We start from the raw sequence: 19,746 nt of genomic DNA, 5'->3' as shown, positions 1-19,746 counted from the left end.
GTGATCGTCAGGTCCGCTTGCGTACGCCTTCCGCCAGCTCGGCGGCCAGCGCACGGACCGCGGTGAGCCCGGCCGCCTCGTCGCCGCCGGCGTCCAGGATGCGCTTGACGAAGGCCGAACCGACGATCACACCGTCGGCGAAGGCGGCGACCTCGGCGGCCTGGGCGGCGTCGGAGACGCCGAGGCCGACGCAGACCGGCAGCTCCGTGGTGGCCCGGGTGCGCCGGACCAGGCCGGCCGCCTGCTCGCCGACGCTGGCGCGGGTGCCGGTCACGCCCATCAGCGAGGCCGCGTAGACGAAGCCGGAGCCGGCCGCGGTGATCCTGGCCAGCCGCTCGTCCTTGCTGGAGGGGGCGACGACGAAGACGGTGGCCAGGCCGTGCTGCTCGGCGGCCTTGCGCCACCCGTCGGACTCCTCGACCGGCAGGTCGGGCAGGATGCAGCCGGCGCCGCCCGCCTCGGCCAGCTCGGCGGCGAAGCGCTCGACGCCGTAGCGGTCGACCGGGTTCCAGTAGGTCATCACCAGCAGCGGCTTGCCGGTGGCCGCGTGCGCCTCGCGGACCGTGCGCAGCACGTCGGCGATGCGGACGCCGTTCTTGAGCGCGATGTCGTCGGCGGTCTGGATGACCGGGCCGTCGAGCACCGGGTCGCTGTGCGGCAGCCCGACCTCGACGATGTCGGCGCCGCCGTCGAGGGCCGCCTTGACGGCCTCGATGCCGCCGTCGACGGTCGGGAAGCCGGCCGGCAGGTAGGCGATGAGGGCGGCGCGGTTCTCGGCCTTCGCGGTCGCGAGGGCCTCTCGCAGCAGTTCGATGCTCCCGCTCACTTGGCGTCCCTCTCGATCTCGGCGGTGTCCGCCGCGTCGGCGGCGACCTGCGTGTCGGAGTCGTACAGCCCGAAGTAGCGGGCCGCGGTGTCCATGTCCTTGTCGCCGCGTCCGGAGAGGTTCACCAGCAGCAGGGCGTCCGGGCCCAGCTCACGGCCCAGCTCCAGGGCGCCGGCCAGCGCGTGGGCGCTCTCGATGGCGGGGATGATGCCCTCGGTGCGGGACAGCAGCCGCAGCGCCTGCATGGCCGCGTCGTCGGTGACGGCGCGGTATTCGGCCCGGCCGCTGTCCTTGAGGTAGGAGTGCTCGGGACCGACACCCGGGTAGTCCAGGCCCGCGGAGATCGAGTAGGGCTCGGTGATCTGGCCCTCGTCGTCCTGTAGGACGTAGGAGCGCGAGCCGTGCAGGATGCCGGGCTCGCCCGCGGTCAGGGTCGCCGCGTGCTCGCCGGTCTCCACGCCGTGGCCGGCCGGCTCGCAGCCGACCAGCCGGACGCCCGTGTCCGGCAGGAAGGCGTGGAAGAGGCCCATGGCGTTGGAGCCGCCGCCGACGCAGGCCACGGCCACGTCGGGCAGCCGCCCGGTCCGCTCCAGCAGCTGGCGCCGCGCCTCGACGCCGATGACCCGGTGGAAGTCGCGCACCAGCGCCGGGAAGGGGTGCGGCCCCGCGACGGTGCCGAAGAGGTAGTGCGTGCGGTCGACGTTCGCGACCCAGTCGCGGAAGGCCTCGTTGATCGCGTCCTTGAGGGTGCGGCTGCCCGAGGTCACCGAGACGACCTCGGCGCCCAGCATGCGCATCCGCGCCACGTTCAGCGCCTGCCGCTTCGTGTCGATCTCGCCCATGTAGATCGTGCACTCCAGGCCGAACAGCGCGCACGCCGTGGCCGTGGCGACCCCGTGCTGGCCCGCGCCGGTCTCGGCGATGACCCGGGTCTTGCCCATCCGCCGGGTCAGCAGCGCCTGACCCAGCACATTGTTGATCTTGTGCGAGCCGGTGTGGTTCAGGTCCTCCCGCTTGAGGAAGACCCTGGCCCCGCCCGCGTGCTCGGCGAACCGCGCCACCTCGGTCAGGGCGCTGGGGCGGCCGGTGTAGTTGGCCATCAGCTCGTTCAGCTCGGCCGCGAAGGCCGGGTCGGCCTTCGCCTTCTCGTATTCCTCGGCGACCTCGTCCACGGCGGCGACCAGCGCCTCCGGGATGAACTTCCCGCCGAAGGCGCCGAAGTAGCCCTCAGGGCTGGGGCTCAGGCCTTCGGGGTCGGGCAGGAAGAAGTCAGGCTTTTCTGGCATGGGTGTCCCCTGGTCATGGTGTCCGGGGCGTGACGGGCCCCGCCTACGGCTGTACGCGGACTGGTGCGCGGCTCAGCCGCGGCGCCATCGCCTGCCGTTCACCTGGCCGGGCTCGCACCCGATCACATACCGCACCCGGCGGCCCAGCACGCGGCGCGCGGGAGCGCGGCAGCCGCGGGGGCGGCACCCGGGTGCGAGGCGCGATTCCAAGGACACGTGGAGCACTCTACTGGTCGCGGCCCGGACGCAGTGCCGGGTGGGCGCCGGCGGCGACCAGATCGGCCACGGCGGTGCGGGGGTCGCGCCCGGTGACCAGCGACTCGCCGACGAGCACCGCGTCGGCGCCGTCGTTCGCGTACGCGATCAGGTCGTGGGGGCCGCGGACGCCGGACTCGGCGATCTTCACGATGTGGTCGGGGATCTCCGGCGCGATCCGCCCGAAATTGCCCCGGTCGACCTCCAGCGTCTTCAGGTCGCGCGCGTTCACCCCGATGATGCGCGCGCCCGCGTCCACCGCCCGGCCGGCCTCCTCCTCGTCGTGGACCTCGACGATCGGGGTGAGCCCGATGGACTCGGCCCGCTCGATGAGGGAGACCAGCGCCGGCTGGTCGAGCGCGGCGACGATCAGCAGCGCGAGGTCGGCGCCGTGGGCGCGGGCCTCCCACAGCTGGTAGGCGGTGACGATGAAGTCCTTGCGGAGCACCGGGATGTCGACCTTGGCGCGGACCGCTTCGAGGTCGGCGAGCGAGCCGCCGAAGCGGCGCTGCTCGGTGAGGACGCTGATGACGGCGGCGCCGCCCGCCTCGTAGTCGGCGGCCAGGCCCGCGGGGTCGGCGATCGCGGCGAGCGCGCCCTTGGACGGGCTGGACCGCTTGACCTCGCAGATCACCTTGACGGCCTCGCCGCGCAGTGCGGCGACCCCGTCCTTGGCTTCCCGCGCCTTGGCGGCGCGCTCCTTGAGGTCGTCGAGGGAGACCCGTGCCTGCCGTTCGGCGAGGTCTGCGCGGACTCCGTCGATGATCTCGTCGAGCACACTCACGCGAGGCTCCCTTTCCGGCCGGCCGTGCAGCGACATGTTCTGGCCGGTGGCGGAAACCTCCGGCACTGCGATGGTATCGGGCGGCGGCCCGCCATCCCTCATCCGGTGATCGGCGGTCCCATCACCTGGACAATCTTGCCCCGCCCGGCGGTCCCGTCAGGGGGCGAGGGCGGCGCCGAAGGGCAGGTTCCTGACCACGGTGAAAGCCAGCAGCAGCCCGCAGAGCGCGTAGAGCGCGCTCGGGGGCAGTGCGGGATCGAAGCGCCTGCCGCGCAGGGCGCGGGTGAACCAGAGCGTCCACACGACGGCGAAGACGGCGTATCCGGCGACGGCCGCGGCATTGCAGCCGATCGCGGTGCCCAGGTCGCCGTGGGCCAGCGCGTGGGCGCCGCGCAGGCCGCCGCAGCCGGGGCAGTAGACGCCGGTGTAGTACAGCAGCGGGCAGGCCGGGTAGTGGCCGGGCTGCCCGGGGTCGACCGCGGCGACATAGCCGAAGCCCGCGGCGACGGCGCCGAGCACGCCGAGCGGTACGGCGGCCGCGCGCAGCCTGCCGCGCCGGCCGGTGGGAGCCGCCGCGGCCCGGTAGATGGTCACGGCGACGATTCTGCCCCGGGACGCACGAGGGCGCAGCGCGCCGCTGCGCCAGGTGGCGGCCGGGGGCGGGGTCAGACGCCGGCGGGCGCGGCGGCTTCCTCCTGCGGCTTCTCGGTGCGGACGGCCGGGGTGTGCGCGTGCGGCGCCGCCTTGCTGCCCATACCCATCATCTTCATGATCCCGCCGACCAGCGGGCCGAGCAGTATCACGCCCATGCTGCCCCAGAACGGGACCGGCATGGCGGCGACCATGAAGGCTCCGCCGGCACAGAAGCCGACGAAGGAGATGATCACTCCGGTCCACGCGGCCGGGGTGTGTCCGTGGTCGTGCTGGGCCGCCATGAATACTCCCTGATGCTCCCGGTGGGAGGCGACCGTCGCCTTCCACGTCGTCCACCATTGTTGCGCGTATCGGCGGCAGACCACGCATGGGGGTCGGCGGCACCGTCCGCGCGAGCCCCGCGGCCCGGACGCCGGGCCCTATGCCTGGGTGGGGTCCTCGCCGCGGTCGAGGGCCTTCCACAGGTCCTCGGCGCGGTCCGGGTCGACGGTGGCCGGACGGCCGGCCGCGGCGGCGGAGGCGGCGGCCCTGGCGCGGACCGGGCGGCGGGTGCCCGGACGGTCGTAGCGGCTGGACATCGCGGGCCAGGCCGGGCCGTAGCGCAGCGCGAGCAGGCCGGCGAGCAGCAGCAGGGCGCCGCCGGCGGCGGAGACCAGCGGCCAGCCGGTGGTGGAGGTGTGCTCCGCGGTGGTGCGGGCGATGCCGGCGGCCGTACCCGCGGCGCTGTCGATCGCCGCGTGGTCGCCGCGCCTGGTCAGCGCCAGGACGACGACGCCGAGCCCGCTGAGGGCGAGCAGCGCGGCGACGGTGTAGCGGCCGGCCCTGCGGACGGCGAAGACGGCGACCAGCGAGGCCAGCCCGACCAGGGCGAGCGCCCCGGGCAGCGCGGTGGTGTCGGTGCCGGTGGCGTGCACCGGCAGCCGGGTGGCGCCGAGGACGGCGGCGCCGCGCGACCAGGTCTTGCCCGCGGCGACCAGCACCAGGCTCGCCCCGAGCGCGCCGGCGGGCAGCGCGGCGGCCAGCGTCCGCATGCCCGTGCGCCGGGACGCGGCGGGCGCGTCGTCCGGCTCGGCGGTGGGCGCGGGGTCCGGTGCGGGGTGGGGCTGCTGCGGGACGGAGGTCACCTGTCCACTATCCCCTGCCGGTGGCCGGCCGCGTCGACCGGGGTCCGAGGCGGGGCGTACCGGACGGGACGCGGCCTTACCGGACGGACCGGGGCAAGGCAAGGCGGTCAAGGTCACCAGCGGCGCCGACACCCTCGCACCCTCGGCGCGCTCCGCGCACCCGGCGGCCATCCCGTCGGGTTACGGACCCACCGAGCTGCGCAGCGCCTTCGCCATCACGGTGTGGGGCGGGGCCGGCTCCGGCTGCCCGGCCTACGACCCCAGGCCCGCCTGGCAGCAGGACGGCGAGTGCGCCGGCTCGTACCTGCGCACGGGAGCCGCCGGCTACGTCGGCCCGACCGGGCTCGGCACCCCGAACGGCCTGGCGGCCTTCACCGGCCGACCCGCGTGGCGGAGGGCGGGGCGGCGTGGTGGCCGCCCCGGCCTCCGGTACGTCCGGGCCGCGTCAGCGGGTCATCTCGTTGGCCGTCGCGACCGCCCGCAGCACCGCGGCGGCCTTGTTGCGGCACTCGGTGTCCTCGGCGTCCGGGTCCGAGTCGGCGACGATGCCCGCGCCCGCCTGGACGTAGGCGACGCCGTCGCGCAGCACCGCCGTGCGGATCGCGATGGCGGTGTCGGAGTCGCCGGCGAAGTCCAGGTAGCCGATGCAGCCGCCGTAGACCCCGCGCCTGGTCGGCTCCAGCTCCTCGATGATCTGCATCGCGCGCGGCTTGGGGGCGCCGGACAGGGTGCCGGCCGGGAAGCACGCGGTGAGCACGTCGAAGGCGGTCTTCCCCGGCGCGACCTGGCCGGTGACGGTCGAGACGATGTGCATCACGTGCGAATAGCGCTCGACCGACATGAAGTCGACCACCTCGACGCTGCCCGGCTCGCACACCCGGCCCAGGTCGTTGCGCCCGAGGTCGACCAGCATCAGGTGCTCGGCCCGCTCCTTGGGGTCCGCGAGCAGCTCCTCGGCGAGCGCCGCGTCGGCCTGCGGGGTCGCCCCGCGCGGCCTGGTGCCCGCGATCGGGTGCACCATCGCCCGGCCGTCCGCGACCTTCACCAGCGCCTCGGGGCTGGAGCCGACCACGTCGAAGCCGTCGAAGCGCAGCAGGTACATGTACGGCGACGGGTTGGTCGTCCGCAAAACCCGGTAGACGTCCAGGGCACTGGCGGTGCACTCGGTCGTCATCTCCTGCGAGAGGACCACCTGGAAGGCCTCGCCGGCGTGGATGCGCTCCTTGATGTCCAGGACCGCGTCGGTGTAGCGCGCGCCGCCGAAGCTCCAGCCGACGCCGAAGTCGATCGACTCCGGAAGCGCGGTCGGCCGCTGCGTCACGGCACGGGCCAGGTCCGCCTCCATCGCGTCGAGGCGGCCGACGGCGTCGGCGTAGGCCTCGTCCACGCCGGTGTCCTCGTCGTTGTGGTTGATCGCGTTGGCGATCAGCAGCACCGTGCCGTCCCAGTGGTCGAGCACCGCGAGGTCGGAGGTCAGCAGCATCGTCAGTTCCGGCAGCCGCAGCGAGTCGTGCGTGCTGTCGCCGATGCGCTCCAGGCGGCGCACGATGTCGTAGCCCAGATAGCCGACCATGCCGCCGGTGAAGGGCGGCATGCCCGCGGTCAGGTCGCGCGGGGTGTGCAGCGCCTCGACGGTGGCGCGCAGCGCCGCCAGCGGGTCGCCGTCGACCGGGACGCCGACCGGCGGGGTGCCCAGCCAGTGCGCCTGCCCGTCGACGGCGGTCAGCGCCGCGGCGGAGCGCACACCGACGAAGGAGTAGCGCGACCAGGAGCCGCCGCCCGCACCGCTGTTGGAGCTGGTGTCGGCCGACTCCAGCAGGAAGGTGCCGACCCGCTCCGCCGCGAGCTTGCGGTACAGCCCGACCGGCGTGTCGCCGTCCGCGAGGAGCCGCCGGCTGACCGGGATGACGCGGCGGTCGACCGCCAGCTTGCGGAACGTATCGAGGTCCATGGCCGCAGACATTACTAGGACTGTCTGAAGCGTCGTCCGCCCTCGCGGCGGGGTCTGGTGCGTGCGTGCCGTGTGCTGCCGACCGGACGGGATCGGTCAGGCGGGGCCGAGGCCCGGCGCGGGCAGCAGGAGGTCGGAGTCGAAGCATGTGCGGTCGCCCGTGTGGCAGGCCGGGCCGACCTGGTCGACCTTCACCAGCACGGTGTCGCCGTCGCAGTCCAGCGCGACCGACTTCACGTGCTGCACGTGCCCCGAGGTGTCGCCCTTGACCCAGTATTCGCCGCGGCTGCGGCTCCAGTACGTGCAGCGGCCGGTGGTCAGCGTGCGGTGCAGCGCCTCGTCGTCCATCCAGCCCAGCATCAGCACCTCACCGGTGTCGTGCTGCTGGGCGACGGCGGGCACCAGGCCGTCGGGGTTGCGCTTGAGGCGGGCGGCGATGGCGGGATCGAGCGAGATCGCGGACATGACCCCATGATGCCGCCGGAGGCGCCGGCGGCGGAAACGGCGTCCGGCCGGTGGTCCCGCGGCCGGTCCGCCACCCCCCTTTCCGGCCCGGCCCGATACGCCGTCCGGCTGAGGAAGACGTCAATAACCGGCAAAGAGGGTAAGCACATTGAGCCGTCACCCACCTGTCGCAGGGTTGTTACCCGCCGACGTCACCCGTATGGGGCATCCTTCCACCATGGGTTTTCCTCCGCCGCCGCACAATGGACCGCCGCCGCCACCCGAACAGGGCGGCGGCTACGGGCCGCCGCAGGGCTTCGGTCCGCCGCCGCCCAGCGACGGTTTCGGGCCGCCGCCCCCGCCCGGTGACGGCTTCGGTCCGCCGCCGCCCGCCGACGGCTACGGCTACCCGCAGCAGGGCGGCGCCTACGGGCCGCCGGGACCGCCCGGACCCCCGGTCTCGCCCGGCGGCTACGGCTATCCCGGCGGCGGTTACCCGGGCGGCGGCTACCCGCCGCCGCAGCCGCCGCGCAACCACACCAAGCGCAATGTGTGGATCGCCGTCGGCGCGATCGCCGTGGTCGGCGCGATCGTCGGCGCCATCGCCGCGTCCAGCGGCGGCGACGACAAGCCCAGCGCCAAGGACACCCCTGTGGTGCCCTCGCTCACCGCGATGCCGACCATTCCGACCATGCCGACGCCCACCTTCACGCTGCCCACGGACTTCCCGAGCCTCGACCTGCCGACCGACTTCCCGTCGAGCAGCGACGAGCCCGAGCCGTCGGCGACGGACGACGAGGAGATGCCCTACGTCGTCGTCGACCCGGGCAAGTGCTTCAACGCGCCCTCGATGACGCCCGGCATCAGCAGCGTCCAGACGGTGCCCTGCTCCTCGGCGCACGACGCGCAGGCCATCGCCGACAAGACGCTGTCCGGCACCTTCACCACCGAGGACCAGATCGAGAAGAAGGCGTTCGCGCTGTGCGAGGCCGACGCCACCAAGCGCGCGCCTGCCGGCGGGGACTACTACTCCTACGTGCTGTTCCCACAGCTGATCACCTATCAGCTGCAGGGCCGCAACACCGTCACCTGCTCCCTCACCCTCAACGACGGCACCAACGGCAAGAAGCTGCACAGCAAGCTCAGCTGACCGGCCGTGGCGCGGGAAGCGGGCGCAGGCGCCCGCCGGTCGTTAACCTGGCGGCATGACGACCCATGCGCAGCGTGAACGTCTGCTCCTCGCCGACCTGCTGGAGAGCGCGGGCCCCGACGCGCCGACCCTCTGCGAGGGCTGGACCGCCCGGGACCTTGCCGCGCACGTCGTGGTACGCGAGCGCCGCGGGGACGCTGCCGCCGGGCTCGTCGTCGCGCGGCTCGCGGACCGGCTCGAAAGGGTGCGCCGCGAATACGCGCGGCGGCCGTACGAGGAACTGATCCAGCTGATCAGGACCGGGCCGCCGCGGCTGTCGCCGTTCGCCCTCAAACAGCTCGACGAGGCGTCGAACACGGTGGAGTTCTACGTCCACACCGAGGATGTGCGGCGGGCGCAAGCCGACTGGGCGCCGCGGGAGATCGACCCGGTCTTCGCGGACGCGCTCTGGTCCCGGCTCGAACGCGTCGCCCGACTCGCCGGGCGGCGCTCTCCCGTCGGCCTCGTCCTTCGCCGTCCCGACGGCCAGACGGTGGTGGCCCACCGCGGCTCCCCCGTCGTCACGGTCACCGGCGCCCCCGCCGAACTCACCCTCTTCGCCTTCGGCCGCCAGGACGCCGCCGACGTCGTCGCCGTAGGCGACAAGGCGGCCGTGGCCGCAGCCCACGCCGCCGGCCTTGGCCTCTAGCCTCCCGCCGTTCCCCGCGCCCCCAGGCCCCTGCCCCTTGCGGCACGCTGCCCACCCGCGGCTGCCGTCGTGGCTTGTCGCGCAGTTCTCCCCCAGAGCTTCGCCTGGGGGTACCCCCACGCGCCCCCTGAAAAACGCTCACCCTCCTGCGCAGAGGGCCCCTGGCAGGGGCCAACGCCTGGGCGTAGGAGGACGCAGGCCACAAGGGGCGCGGGGAACTGCGCGCCCCGCCGAAGAGGCGGGAAAGAAAGCAACGCCACCGCAAGTGGCAACCACCCAGGGGCGCGTGGGGGTACCCCCAGGCGATGCTCTGGGGAGAGCGGAGCGACCAGCCCCCACCGGGCCGCGGGCAGGCAACGCACCGCAAGGGGCAGGGCCTCAGGGGCCCGCCGGGCAGCGGCAGGTCAGCGGCGGGTGGGGAGTTGGGCCGAGCGGGGGGTGGGGAGGGTGGCCGTGATGGTGCCGCCCAGTGCGGCCATGGCCGCACTGGCGAGGAAGACCCGGGCCACCCCGAAAGCACCGGTCGCCGCGGCGAAGAGCGGATAGGCCAGCGGGGCCAGACCGAAACTCGTGAGGCTCATGACGGACGTGACCCGGCCAAGATACGCGGCATCCGTCGCCGTCTGGATGAGAGCCGCGGCGAGCCCGCCGCAAATACCGCAGAGCAGACCCGCCAGGAAGGCCACCGCGGCCGCGACGGCCAGGACGGGGGCGACGCCGATGAGGCCGACAGCCGCGGCCCCGGCGAAGACCGTGGCGGTCTGCACGGCGCCGGCCCGGCGCACCCGCCCGCGTACGGCGAGGAGCAGCGCGCTGGCCGCGGCGCCGCCGCCGAACGCGGCGATGATCCAGCCGTATCCCGCGGCCCCCCACCCGCGTTCCTGCGCGAGAAGCACCATGCCGACGTTGAGCGGCCCGACGAGGCCGAGTTCGCAGAGCGCGCCGGACAGGACCAGGGGTCCGACCAGTCGATGGTGGCGGATGTAGCGCAGCCCGTCGCGCAGTTCGCGGCCGGCCGGCGGCCGTACGGCCGGCGCGGAGGCGGAGGCGGGCAGCGGGCTGATCCTCGTGCCGAGCAGCAGTGGGACGGACGTCGCGAAGAGCAGCCCGGCGACCGCGAAGGCGGCGGAGGCCCCGCCGAGGCCCATCGCGAGGCCGCCCATCGGCGGCCCGACGACCGTGCCGAGCCGTATGGTCAGCGCGCGCAGGCCCTGGAGGCGTACCAGCTGGTCGGGCGTGGTGATCCGGGGCGGCAGCGCCCCGACCGCGGGCATGAAGAGCGCGTCGACCACGCCGAAGGCGAGCGCGACGGCGACCAGCAGCCACAGTCCGGGCGACGCCAGCGCGAGCGCCGCGGCCGCGGTGATGATCAGGGCGCAGCGGACGGCGTCGCTGCCGATGACGACCAGGCGCGGGCCGAAGCGGTCGGCGATCACCCCGCCGCCGAGCATGAGGACGGCCCGCGGCACCGCGCCCGCGGCCATGACGAGGCCGACCTGGGCGGGCGCCGCGACCTTGGCGGCGGCGAAGCCGAGGGCGACGAAGTAGACGGAGTCGCCGAGGAGCGACGCGGTGTAGGCGGTGAGCCAGCGCAGGACGTTGCCGTCGCGGTAGGCGGGCCGCGTGAGGGGGCGGGTTGTCGTGGTCGCCGTCATGGGCCTTCCCTGTGTCAGGGGCGGAAGGGGAAGCCGTACATCTGTACGGCGACGTGCTCGCGGCCTTCGGTGTCGCCCGCGTCCTCCGCGGCCCGGCCGCGGTCGGTCCAGCGCTGCATCAGCTCGCCGATCTCCTCGGCCATCCGCTGCAGCTCGGCCGCGTTGAGCAGCGGCATGTACTCGGAGGAGAAGGACGCGTCGGTCCACTCGCGGGGCCAGGCGGACTGCTGGTCCAGGTACTGCTCGTAGCGCTCGGCGCGGGTGGCGAGCAGCTGCCTGGTGACCTGGGCGAGGACGGCGGCGCCTTCCGGCCGGTCGTGGAAGTCGGCGCTGCGGAAGGAGAACCCGCGCTCCGCGGAGACCTTCCACCAGCGCTCGCGGCCGTCCGTACCGTGCTCGGGGGCCTCGACGATGAAGCCGTGCGCGGCCATCTTCCGCAGGTGGTAGCTGACCAGTGAGACCGCCTCGTCGACCTGGTCGGCCAGGTGGGAGGCGGTCGCGGTGCGGGCGGTGAACAGCGCGCGGTAGAGGCGGATGCGGAGCGGGTGGGTGAAGACCTTGAGGGCGTCGAGGTCGGTGATGCGCTGGGAGCGGTCCTGATCGGTCACATCCCCAGACTAGATGCGCAAATAAATTTGCACAACGGAAGTTGCGCAACTTTTCTTTCTCACCTGATCGCACCCGTCCGCCCTGCCGGTCCCGGCAGGATGACCGCCATGTCTCTCGACGGCACCCGAGCGCACCTCAGCGGCCCCGGTGATCTGCCGCCCCTGGTGGAGCGCGCCGCCCTCACCGCGACCCGGCTGGACTTCCCCTACTCCTGCCGGCCCGAGCACGGCCGGCTGCTGCGCGCGCTCGCCGCGGGCGCGGAACGCATCGGCGAGACCGGCACCGGCTGCGGGGTCGGCCTGGCCTGGCTGGTCTCCGGCATGCGGGGCGGCGCCTCCGCGGTCAGCGTCGAGAGCGACGCCGACCGCGCCGGGGCCGCGGCGGACCTCTTCGGCGCGCACGGGCCCCGGGTCCGCGTGCTGCACGCCGACTGGACGGCGATCGCCGAGCACGGCCCCTTCGACCTGCTGGTCCTGGACGGCGGCGGCCAGGGCAAGGGGGACGGCCCGGCGGCCGACCCGGCCGCGCTGCTGCGGCCCGGCGGCGTCGTGGTCGTCGACGACTTCACCCCGTCGCGGGGCGCGCCCCCGGTCCACGACGGCCGCCCTGACACCGCCCGCCTGCACTGGCTGGACCACCCGGCGCTGCGTACGGTCGAGATCCCGCTGGCCCCCGACCTGGCGGTGCTGGTCGGGACGCGGCGCTGACCCGGCTCAGCGCACCGGGTGCCCGGCGGAGCGCAGCGCGGACTTGACCTCGGGGATGCGCAGGTCGCCGAAGTGGAAGACGGACGCGGCCAGGACCGCGTCGGCTCCCGCAGCGACGGCCGGCGGGAAGTCGGCCAGCCGTCCCGCGCCGCCGGAGGCGATGACCGGGACGGACACCCGGGAGCGCACCGCCGCGATCATCTCGGTGTCGTAGCCGTCCTTCGTGCCGTCCGCGTCCATGGAGTTGAGCAGGATCTCGCCGGCGCCCAGCTCGGCCGCCCGCTCGGCCCATTCGACGGCGTCGATGCCGGTGCCGCGGCGGCCGCCGTGGGTGGTGACCTCGAAGCCGGCGCCGGAGGCGGCCCGCCGCGCGTCCACCGACAGCACGAGCACCTGCCGCCCGAAGCGCTCCGCGATCTCCCGGATCAGCTCGGGCCGGGCGATGGCCGCGGTGTTGACGCCGACCTTGTCGGCGCCGGCCCGCAGCAGCTTGTCGACGTCGTCGGCGCTGCGCACCCCGCCGCCGACGGTGAGCGGGATGAAGACCTGCTCGGCGGTGCGGCGGACCACGTCGTAGGTGGTCTCGCGGTCGCCGGAGGACGCGGTGATGTCCAGGAAGGTCAACTCGTCGGCGCCCTCGGCGTCGTAGAGCCTGGCCATCTCGACCGGGTCGCCCGCGTCCCGCAGGTTCTGGAAGTTGACGCCCTTGACGACCCGTCCGTTGTCCACGTCGAGGCAGGGGATGACGCGCACCGCGAGGGTCATTCGGTGTCTCCTCGGACATCTCGGAAGGCTTCGATCTCGACTTCCACCAGCACCCGGGAGTCCATGAAGCCGGCCACCACGACCATCGTCGTGACCGGGCGGATGTCGCCGAACAGCTCGCGGTGGGCGCGGCCAGCGTCGTCGGCGTCCCTGGAGTGGCTCAGGTACATCCGGGTGCGGATGACGCTGTCCGGCCCCAGGCCGAACGGCTCCAGTGCGGCCAGCGCGTTGCGGAAGGCCAGCAGCGTCTGCTCGTACGGGCTGCCCTCGCCCCTGACCGCGCCGTCGACGAGCGGCATGGTGCCGGCGACCAGCACCAGGTCCCCCGCGGCGACGGCACGGGCGAAGCCGATCGTCTCCTCCAGCGGGCTGTCGGACTGATCGCGCCGTACTGCGGGGGTTCCGGTCATCGTGACACTGCCTCCAAGGCCTCTTCGAGAGTGAACGCCTTCGCGTAGAGCGCCTTGCCGACGATCGCGCCTTCCACACCCTGCGGAACAAGAGACGCGATGGCGCGCAGGTCGTCAAGGCTGGAGACGCCGCCGGACGCGACGACCGGGCGGTCGGTGGCCGCGCACACGCCGGTGAGCAGCTCCAGGTTCGGGCCCTGGAGGGTACCGTCCTTGGCGATGTCGGTGACGACGTAGCGGGCGCAGCCTTCGGAGTCCAGCCGGGACAGCGTCTCGTAGAGGTCGCCGCCGTCGCGGGTCCAGCCGCGGCCGCGAAGGGTGGTGCCGCGCACGTCGAGGCCGACAGCGATCTTGTCGCCGTGCTCGGCGATGACCTTGGCGACCCATTCGGGGGTCTCCAGCGCGGCCGTGCCCAGGTTGACCCGGGTGCAGCCGGTGGCGAGCGCCGCGGCGAGGGTGTCGTCGTCGCGGATGCCGCCGGACAGCTCGACCTTGATGTCCATGGTGCGGGCCACCTCGGCGATACGCGCCCGGTTGTCGCCGGTGCCGAAGGCCGCGTCGAGGTCCACCAGATGCAGCCACTCCGCGCCCGCGCCCTGCCAGGCGAGCGCCGCGGCGAGCGGGTCGCCGTACGACGTCTCTGAGCCGGACTCGCCGTGCACGAGGCGTACGGCCTGGCCGTCGCGTACGTCGACGGCGGGGAGCAGTTCGAGCTTGGTCATCGGGGTGCGTCCTCGCGGGTGGGGCGGATCGGTGGGCTAGAGGGTGTCGAGCCAGTTGGCGAGCAGTCGGGCGCCGGCCTCGCCGGACTTCTCCGGGTGGAACTGGGTGGCCCACAGCGGGCCGTTCTCCACCGCGGCCACGAAGGGCTCGCCGTGGGTGGTCCAGCTGACCTTGGGGCCGCTGATGCGGTCGCTGCGCGACTCCAGGTCCCAGCTGCGCACCGCGTAGGAGTGCACGAAGTAGAAGCGGGCGTCCTCGTCGCTGCCCGCGAACAGCCGGGAGCCCTCGGCGGCCTTGACCGTGTTCCACCCCATGTGCGGGACGACGGGGGCCTGCAGCGGCTCGACGGTGCCCGGCCACTCGTCCAGGCCCTCGGTCTCGACGCCGTGCTCGATGCCGCGGGCGAAGAGGATCTGCATGCCGACGCAGATGCCCATCACCGGCCGCCCGCCGGCCAGCCGGCGTCCGACGATCCACTCGCCGCGTACGCCCCTGAGGCCGGCCATGCACGCCTCGAAGGCGCCGACACCGGGCACCAGCAGGCCGTCGGCCCGCATCGCCTTGTCGAAGTCGGCGGTGATCTCGACGTCGGCGCCGGCGTGCGCGAGGGCGCGCTCGGCCGATCTGACGTTGCCGAAACCGTAGTCGAGGACGACGACGCTCTTGCCCATCCCTGCCCCCTAGAGCTGTAGCAGGCCGGTGACGAGTGCCATCACCGAGCCGACGGCGAGCAGCGCGATCAGGCTCTTGGACTGCTTCTGCTGCCAGAACGAGTACACCCCGCCTGCCAGGAACAGCCCCAGCAGGATGAAGAGGGTCGATCCCTTGCTCACTGTGTTTGTCCGTTCGCTTCTCCGCCCGCGCGGCGACAGCTCGCGCGGCGTCCTGACTGCGGCTGAGTGGCCTTGCGCGCGTCGCTCACAGCGCGCCCTTCGTCGACGGCAGAATCCCGGCGGCGCGCGGGTCGCGCTCGCTGGCGTAACGCAGCGCCCTGGCGAGGGCCTTGAACTGGCACTCCACGATGTGGTGCGCATTGCGCCCGTAGGGCACGTGCACATGCAGGGCGATCTGGGCCTGGGCGACGAAGGACTCCAGGATGTGCCGGGTCATCGTGGTGTCGTACGAGCCGATCATCGGCGCCATGCCCTCCGGCTCGGTGTGCACCAGGTAGGGGCGTCCCGAGAGGTCGACGGTGACCTGGGCGAGCGACTCGTCCAGCGGGACCGTGCAGTTGCCGAAGCGGTAGATGCCGACCTTGTCGCCGAGCGCCTGCTTGAAGGCGGCGCCCAGCGCGAGGGCGGTGTCCTCGATGGTGTGGTGGGTGTCGATGTGCAGGTCGCCCTCGGTCTTCACCGACAGGTCGAACAGCCCGTGCCTGCCGAGCTGGTCCAGCATGTGGTCGTAGAAGCCGACGCCGGTGGACACGGCGACCTGCCCGGTGCCGTCGAGGTCGATCTCGACGACCACCGACGTCTCCTTGGTGGTGCGCTCGACGCGGCCCACGCGGGTCATACCTGCTCCTCTGTAGTGCTGTGTTCCTTGAAGACAGCCCGCGCCGCGTCCAGGAACGCGTCGTTCTCCGCGGGTGTGCCGACCGAGACCCGCAGCCAGCCGGGCACCCCGTTGTCCCGGACCAGCACGCCGTGGGCGAGCACCGCCTCCCAGGCGGTGTGGCTGTCGGCGAACCGGCCGAACTGCACGAAGTTCGCGTCGGAGTCGACCACCTCGTAGCCGGTGGCGCGCAGCTCGCGGACCAGGCGGTCGCGTTCGGCCTTCAGCTGGTCCACGTAGCCGAGCAGCGTGTCGGTGTACTCCAGCGCGGCCAGCGCGGTCGCCTGGGTGACCGCGGACAGGTGGTAGGGCAGCCGGACGATCTGCACCGCGTCGACCACGGCGGGGTCGGCGGCCAGGTAGCCGAGCCGCAGCCCGGCGGCGCCGAAGGCCTTGGACATCGTGCGGGTCAGCACCAGGTTGGGCCGGCCCTCGATGAGCGGCAGCAGCGAAGGGCGGTGCGAGAACTCGCCGTAGGCCTCGTCCACCACGACCAGCGAGGGGCGGGCGGCTTGCGCCGCCTCGTAGAGCGCCACGACGGTGTCGGCGGCGACCGCGGTGCCGGTCGGGTTGTTGGGCGAGCAGACGAAGACCACGTCGGGGCGGCGCTCGGCGATCTCCCGCACGGCCGCGGCCAGGTCGATGGTGAAGTCGGCCCTGCGCGGCCCGGAGATCCAGCCGGTGCCGGTGCCGCGGGAGATCAGCGCGTGCATCGAATACGACGGCTCGAAGCCGATCGCGGTGCGGCCGGGGCCGCCGAAGGTCTGCAGCAGCTGCTGGATGATCTCGTTGGAGCCGTTCGCCGCCCACACCTGGGCCAGGCCGACCCGGTGGCCGGCGGTCCTGGTGAGGTACGCCGCGAGCGCGGTGCGCAGCTCGACCGCGTCCCGGTCCGGGTAGCGGTTCAGGCCGCGGGCGGCCTCGGCGACCCGCTCGGTGATCCTGGCGACCAGGGCCTCGGGCAGCGGGTACGGGTTCTCGTTGGTGTTCAGCCGCACGGCCACGTCCAGCTGCGGGGCCCCGTACGGGGACTGGCCGCGCAGCTCGTCACGGATGGGCAGGTCCTCGATGCGCGTCACGCCGTCCCCCCGTCGAACCTGATCCGGACCGCCTCGCCGTGCGCGGGCAGGTCCTCGGCGTTCGCCAGCGTCACCACGTGGGCGGCGACCTCGGCCAGCGCGTCGCGCGAGTAGTCCACCACGTGGATGCCGCGCAGGAAGGACTGCACGGACAGGCCCGAGGAGTGGCAGGCGCAACCGCCGGTGGGCAGCACGTGGTTGGACCCGGCGCAGTAGTCGCCGAGCGAGACCGGGGCGTGCGGGCCGACGAAGACCGCGCCGGCATTGCGCACCCGGGCGGCGGTCGCGGCGGAGTCCCTGGTCTGGATCTCCAGGTGCTCGGCCGCGTAGGCGTCGACCACCGCGAGGCCCTGGTCGAGCGTGTCGACCAGCACGGTCGCGGACTGCCGGCCGGACAGCGCGGCGGTGATCCGCTCGCGGTGCTTGGCGGCGGCGACCTGGACGTCCAGCTGCTTGTCGACCGCGTCGGCCAGCTCGGGCGAGGTGGTGACCAGCACCGCGGCGGCCAGCGGGTCGTGCTCGGCCTGGCTGATCAGGTCGGCGGCGACGAAGGCGGGGTCGGCGGAGTCGTCGGCGAGGACCGCGATCTCGGTGGGCCCGGCCTCGGCGTCGATGCCGACGCGGCCCTTGAGCAGCCGCTTGGCGGCGGCCACGTAGATGTTGCCGGGGCCTGTGACCAGGTTCACCGGGCGGCAGTCCTCGGTGCCGTAGGCGAACATCGCGATCGCCTGGGCGCCGCCGGTCGCGTAGACCTCGGTCACCCCGAGCAGGGCGCAGGCGGCGAGGATGGCGGGGTGGGGCAGGCCGCCGAAGTCCTTCTGCGCGGGCGAGGCCACCGCGATGCCCTCGACTCCGGCCTCCTGGGCGGGCACCACGTTCATCACCACGGAGGACGGGTAGACCGCCAGGCCGCCGGGCACGTACAGCCCGACGCGCTCGACCGGCACCCACCGCTCGGTGACCGTGCCGCCCGGCACCACCTGGGTGGTGACGTCGGTGCGGCGCTGCTCGCGGTGCACGATCCTGGCCCGCCGCACCGACTCCTCGAGCGCTGCCCTGACCGCAGGGTCCAGCTCGGCCAGCGCGGTCTCCAGCGCCGCCGCGGGCACCCGCAGCGAGGCGGGGCGCACCCCGTCGAAGCGCTCCCCGTGGTCGAGCACCGCCACCGAGCCCCGATGGCGGACGTCATCGCAGATCGGCCGCACTGCCTCCAGCGCGGCCTCCACGTCGAAGTCGGCACGGGGCAGCAGGTCGCGGTCGATCCCGCCCTCGGGGAAGGCGGCACCACGCAGATCGATTCGGGAGATCACGGTGCCAAGTGTAGAGACCCAGGTCTGCGGGTCGGTCGCAGGTTCCAGTCCGTGATACGCCGCCGTCGCACCGACCCGCTACGGTGTGCGGCGCGACGACGGGGAGGGGAATCCGATGGCAGAGGCGGCCGGCGGGGCACCGCCGCAGGGCTGGACGCCGGTGGAGCAGCGCATGTGGCACGCCTTCCGCGAGGGCCGCACCTGCGACCTGCGCACCGGGCGCGCCGACGCGGACGATCCTCCCCCATGGCTTCGCGTGGGGGTACCCCCAACCGGCCCCGCCTGGGGCGCCGACCGCACCGTGCGCGCCCAGGCCGTCGCCGAGCTGCTGCTCGACGGGCCGCCCGCGGTCCCGGGGCGGGTGACGGCGCTGAAGCTGGCCGGGACGCGGATCACCGGCGGCTGATGCTCTCCGGCGGCACGGTGACGCCGTACGTCCAGCTCGACGACTGCCGCTTCGACGACCCGCTGATGCTCCAGGAGTGCCGGGTCGGCAGCATGCGCATGGTGCGCTGCCGGATGCCCAGGATCGACGCGGCCAGGATCCAGGTCGACGGCGACCTGCACCTGCCGCAGTGCCTGGTCACCGGGGGTGTCCGGATGGCCGACGCGCAGATAGGCACCGACCTGCTGCTCAACCAGCTCACCGTGCTGCGCGGCCGGGCCGCCCAGGCGTTCGCCGCCGACGGGCTGACCGTCGGCCAGGACGTCGACGCCGAACTCATCGACATCACCGGGGAGTTCAGCCTGCGCAGCGCCCGCATAGGCGGCCGGCTCAGCCTGCGCGGCGCCACCCTGCGCAATCCCGACGGCCGACAGGCGCTCAACGCCGCCCGCATCGCCGTCGAGCACACGCTGTACCTGTCCGGCGGATGGAACGCCAGGAGCGTCGGCGGCTCGTCCGCGCCGCCGCCCGGGGGCGTCACCGTGCGGGAATTCACCTGCCACGGCGGGCTCCGCCTCGACGACGGACGGTTCGGCAATGCGGTGATCATCAGCCGGGCGCGCTTCCATCTCACCGGCGACCAGCAGGTGTCGCTGCGGCGCGTCCAGACGCCCGAGCTGTGCTTCACGCTGCCGCGGGCCCCCGAGGGCCCCGTGGTGCTGTCCGGCTCGAAGATCGGCAAGCTCAACGACTCCGTCGGGGCGTGGCCCGCGGCCGGGCGGCTGCGGATGACCGGCTTCAGCTACGACACCCTCACCCCGCTCGCCGAATTCCCGCTCCGCGAGCGGCTCGACTGGCTCCAGGCGGCGACCCCGGAATTCCGGCCGGAGCCGTACGAGCGGCTGGCCGCGGCGCTGCGGGCCGCCGGCGAGGACGCCGAGGCCCGCGAGGTGCTGCTCGCCCGGCAGCGCCGCCGCCGCGACACCCTGCCGGCCGCCGGGCGGGTCTGGGGCTGGCTCCAGGACGTCACCGTCGGCTACGGCTACCGCCCGGGCCGCGCCGCGGTCTGGATGGGGGTGCTCTGGGCACTGGGCGCCGTCTACTTCGCCCTCCACCACACGCCCCCGGCGGCGGACGCGGGCGGTTACCGGCCGCACTGGAGCCCGGCGCTCTACGCCCTGGACCTGCTCCTCCCGGTCATCGACCTGGGCCAGGACAACGCGTGGCGCGAGTCCGGGCTCGCGCAGTGGGTCGCCTCCCTGCTCACCCTCCTCGGCTGGATGCTCGCCACCACCGCCGCGGCAGGCGCCACCCGCCTCCTGCGCCGCACTTCTTGACCGGGGCCCCGGGGGGAGGGGGAAAGGAGCGTACTGGCTCGCAGAAGAGGCCG

The 19,746-nt window shown here is 73.8% G+C and carries 21 protein-coding genes and 1 pseudogene; 4 read left to right on the top strand and 18 right to left on the bottom strand.

Annotation, left to right across the window (positions count from 1 at the left end):
• Positions 1-7: 7 nt before the first annotated feature.
• The 8 genes from trpA to hisI all read right to left on the bottom strand — a co-directional run bounded on the left by trpA (position 8) and on the right by hisI (position 7,345).
• A complete protein-coding gene (gene trpA / locus OG900_30570; GenBank protein WUH94042.1) occupies positions 8-826 on the bottom strand; it encodes a tryptophan synthase subunit alpha in 819 nt (272 codons plus the stop codon).
• The gene (gene trpB, locus OG900_30565; protein WUH94041.1) at positions 823-2,112 is read right to left on the bottom strand and encodes a tryptophan synthase subunit beta; all 1,290 of its coding nucleotides are present in this window, start codon (positions 2,110-2,112) and stop codon (positions 823-825) included. Before trpB ends, trpA begins: the two co-directional genes overlap by 4 nt.
• 226 nt (positions 2,113-2,338) lie before the next feature.
• Positions 2,339-3,151 (bottom strand): indole-3-glycerol phosphate synthase TrpC, encoded by an 813-nt coding sequence (gene trpC / locus OG900_30560; GenBank protein WUH94040.1) that lies wholly within the window; start codon positions 3,149-3,151, stop codon positions 2,339-2,341.
• A 156-nt stretch (positions 3,152-3,307) separates the two neighbouring features.
• Positions 3,308-3,739: a DUF2752 domain-containing protein gene (locus OG900_30555; protein WUH95990.1), complete on the bottom strand. Its 432-nt coding sequence runs from the start codon at positions 3,737-3,739 to the stop codon at positions 3,308-3,310.
• A 77-nt stretch (positions 3,740-3,816) separates the two neighbouring features.
• A complete protein-coding gene (locus tag OG900_30550) occupies positions 3,817-4,086 on the bottom strand; it encodes a hypothetical protein (GenBank protein WUH94039.1) in 270 nt (89 codons plus the stop codon).
• 138 nt (positions 4,087-4,224) lie between these two features.
• Complete coding sequence (locus OG900_30545) at positions 4,225-4,836, bottom strand: TIGR02234 family membrane protein (GenBank protein ID WUH95989.1); 612 nt, start codon at positions 4,834-4,836, stop codon at positions 4,225-4,227.
• A gap of 538 nt (positions 4,837-5,374) precedes the next feature.
• Positions 5,375-6,880 carry an anthranilate synthase component I gene (locus OG900_30540; GenBank protein ID WUH94038.1) on the bottom strand — a complete coding sequence of 502 codons (1,506 nt, stop codon included), beginning with the start codon at positions 6,878-6,880 and terminating at the stop codon, positions 5,375-5,377.
• 96 nt (positions 6,881-6,976) lie between these two features.
• The gene (gene hisI / locus OG900_30535) at positions 6,977-7,345 is read right to left on the bottom strand and encodes a phosphoribosyl-AMP cyclohydrolase (protein ID WUH94037.1); all 369 of its coding nucleotides are present in this window, start codon (positions 7,343-7,345) and stop codon (positions 6,977-6,979) included.
• Between the two features lie 217 nt (positions 7,346-7,562).
• Between hisI and OG900_30530 the strand changes: the two genes are divergently transcribed.
• On the top strand, positions 7,563-8,474 hold the full coding sequence (locus OG900_30530) for a hypothetical protein (protein ID WUH94036.1): 912 nt from the start codon (positions 7,563-7,565) through the stop codon (positions 8,472-8,474).
• 55 nt (positions 8,475-8,529) lie between these two features.
• Positions 8,530-9,162: a TIGR03085 family metal-binding protein gene (locus OG900_30525; protein WUH94035.1), complete on the top strand. Its 633-nt coding sequence runs from the start codon at positions 8,530-8,532 to the stop codon at positions 9,160-9,162.
• Between the two features lie 404 nt (positions 9,163-9,566).
• Here the strand turns inward: OG900_30525 and OG900_30520 are convergent, their stop codons facing one another.
• Both OG900_30520 and OG900_30515 read right to left on the bottom strand, forming a co-directional pair.
• Positions 9,567-10,817: an MFS transporter gene (locus OG900_30520; GenBank protein ID WUH94034.1), complete on the bottom strand. Its 1,251-nt coding sequence runs from the start codon at positions 10,815-10,817 to the stop codon at positions 9,567-9,569.
• A 14-nt stretch (positions 10,818-10,831) separates the two neighbouring features.
• Positions 10,832-11,425: a helix-turn-helix domain-containing protein gene (locus OG900_30515; GenBank protein WUH94033.1), complete on the bottom strand. Its 594-nt coding sequence runs from the start codon at positions 11,423-11,425 to the stop codon at positions 10,832-10,834.
• 108 nt (positions 11,426-11,533) lie between these two features.
• On the opposite strand from OG900_30515, the gene OG900_30510 reads away from it, so the two are divergent.
• Entirely contained in the window at positions 11,534-12,133 is a 600-nt protein-coding gene (locus OG900_30510; GenBank protein ID WUH94032.1) for a class I SAM-dependent methyltransferase, read from the top strand.
• 6 nt (positions 12,134-12,139) lie between these two features.
• On the opposite strand, the gene hisF is transcribed toward OG900_30510, so the two are convergent.
• The 8 genes from hisF to hisD all read right to left on the bottom strand — a co-directional run bounded on the left by hisF (position 12,140) and on the right by hisD (position 17,971).
• Complete coding sequence (gene hisF / locus OG900_30505; protein WUH94031.1) at positions 12,140-12,898, bottom strand: imidazole glycerol phosphate synthase subunit HisF; 759 nt, start codon at positions 12,896-12,898, stop codon at positions 12,140-12,142.
• Positions 12,895-13,308: a Rid family hydrolase gene (locus OG900_30500; protein ID WUH94030.1), complete on the bottom strand. Its 414-nt coding sequence runs from the start codon at positions 13,306-13,308 to the stop codon at positions 12,895-12,897. Before OG900_30500 ends, hisF begins: the two co-directional genes overlap by 4 nt.
• Entirely contained in the window at positions 13,305-14,030 is a 726-nt protein-coding gene (gene priA, locus OG900_30495) for a bifunctional 1-(5-phosphoribosyl)-5-((5-phosphoribosylamino)methylideneamino)imidazole-4-carboxamide isomerase/phosphoribosylanthranilate isomerase PriA (protein ID WUH94029.1), read from the bottom strand. The genes OG900_30500 and priA overlap by 4 nt, the downstream gene beginning before the upstream one ends.
• Positions 14,031-14,066: 36 nt before the next feature.
• Positions 14,067-14,702 carry an imidazole glycerol phosphate synthase subunit HisH gene (gene hisH, locus OG900_30490; protein WUH94028.1) on the bottom strand — a complete coding sequence of 212 codons (636 nt, stop codon included), beginning with the start codon at positions 14,700-14,702 and terminating at the stop codon, positions 14,067-14,069.
• A gap of 9 nt (positions 14,703-14,711) precedes the next feature.
• Positions 14,712-14,864 carry a hypothetical protein gene (locus OG900_30485; GenBank protein WUH94027.1) on the bottom strand — a complete coding sequence of 51 codons (153 nt, stop codon included), beginning with the start codon at positions 14,862-14,864 and terminating at the stop codon, positions 14,712-14,714.
• Positions 14,865-14,949: 85 nt separating this feature from the next.
• Positions 14,950-15,543, bottom strand: coding sequence for an imidazoleglycerol-phosphate dehydratase HisB (hisB, locus tag OG900_30480; GenBank protein WUH94026.1), 594 nt, complete (start codon positions 15,541-15,543; stop codon positions 14,950-14,952).
• Positions 15,540-16,661: a histidinol-phosphate transaminase gene (locus OG900_30475; protein ID WUH94025.1), complete on the bottom strand. Its 1,122-nt coding sequence runs from the start codon at positions 16,659-16,661 to the stop codon at positions 15,540-15,542. The genes hisB and OG900_30475 overlap by 4 nt, the downstream gene beginning before the upstream one ends.
• The gene (gene hisD / locus OG900_30470; protein ID WUH94024.1) at positions 16,658-17,971 is read right to left on the bottom strand and encodes a histidinol dehydrogenase; all 1,314 of its coding nucleotides are present in this window, start codon (positions 17,969-17,971) and stop codon (positions 16,658-16,660) included. Before hisD ends, OG900_30475 begins: the two co-directional genes overlap by 4 nt.
• A 115-nt stretch (positions 17,972-18,086) precedes the next feature.
• On the opposite strand from hisD, the pseudogene OG900_30465 reads away from it, so the two are divergent.
• Positions 18,087-19,693 (top strand): annotated as a pseudogene (locus tag OG900_30465) (GerMN domain-containing protein).
• The last annotated feature ends 53 nt before the right edge of the window (positions 19,694-19,746 follow it).

The sequence above is a fragment of the Streptomyces sp. NBC_00433 genome (assembly GCA_036015235.1).
In the GTDB taxonomy this organism is placed as follows: domain Bacteria; phylum Actinomycetota; class Actinomycetes; order Streptomycetales; family Streptomycetaceae; genus Actinacidiphila.
The sequence above is the reverse complement of the archived record's forward strand: the minus strand, read 5'-3'. Positions and strand labels throughout refer to the sequence as shown.

Excerpts from the sequence above, each read along its gene's own strand:
- OG900_30510 (WUH94032.1), top strand. The coding sequence starts at position 11,534 with ATGTCTCTCGACGGCACCCGAGCGCACCTCAGCGGCCCCGGTGATCTG.
- OG900_30525 (WUH94035.1), top strand. The coding sequence starts at position 8,530 with ATGACGACCCATGCGCAGCGTGAACGTCTGCTCCTCGCCGACCTGCTG.
- OG900_30530 (WUH94036.1), top strand. The coding sequence starts at position 7,563 with ATGGGTTTTCCTCCGCCGCCGCACAATGGACCGCCGCCGCCACCCGAA.
- priA (WUH94029.1), bottom strand. The coding sequence starts at position 14,030 with ATGACCAAGCTCGAACTGCTCCCCGCCGTCGACGTACGCGACGGCCAG.
- OG900_30500 (WUH94030.1), bottom strand. The coding sequence starts at position 13,308 with ATGACCGGAACCCCCGCAGTACGGCGCGATCAGTCCGACAGCCCGCTG.
- OG900_30550 (WUH94039.1), bottom strand. The coding sequence starts at position 4,086 with ATGGCGGCCCAGCACGACCACGGACACACCCCGGCCGCGTGGACCGGA.
- hisB (WUH94026.1), bottom strand. The coding sequence starts at position 15,543 with ATGACCCGCGTGGGCCGCGTCGAGCGCACCACCAAGGAGACGTCGGTG.
- hisI (WUH94037.1), bottom strand. The coding sequence starts at position 7,345 with ATGTCCGCGATCTCGCTCGATCCCGCCATCGCCGCCCGCCTCAAGCGC.
- OG900_30545 (WUH95989.1), bottom strand. The coding sequence starts at position 4,836 with ATGCGGACGCTGGCCGCCGCGCTGCCCGCCGGCGCGCTCGGGGCGAGC.
- hisF (WUH94031.1), bottom strand. The coding sequence starts at position 12,898 with ATGACCCTCGCGGTGCGCGTCATCCCCTGCCTCGACGTGGACAACGGA.
- hisH (WUH94028.1), bottom strand. The coding sequence starts at position 14,702 with ATGGGCAAGAGCGTCGTCGTCCTCGACTACGGTTTCGGCAACGTCAGA.
- trpB (WUH94041.1), bottom strand. The coding sequence starts at position 2,112 with ATGCCAGAAAAGCCTGACTTCTTCCTGCCCGACCCCGAAGGCCTGAGC.
- OG900_30540 (WUH94038.1), bottom strand. The coding sequence starts at position 6,880 with ATGGACCTCGATACGTTCCGCAAGCTGGCGGTCGACCGCCGCGTCATC.
- OG900_30520 (WUH94034.1), bottom strand. The coding sequence starts at position 10,817 with ATGACGGCGACCACGACAACCCGCCCCCTCACGCGGCCCGCCTACCGC.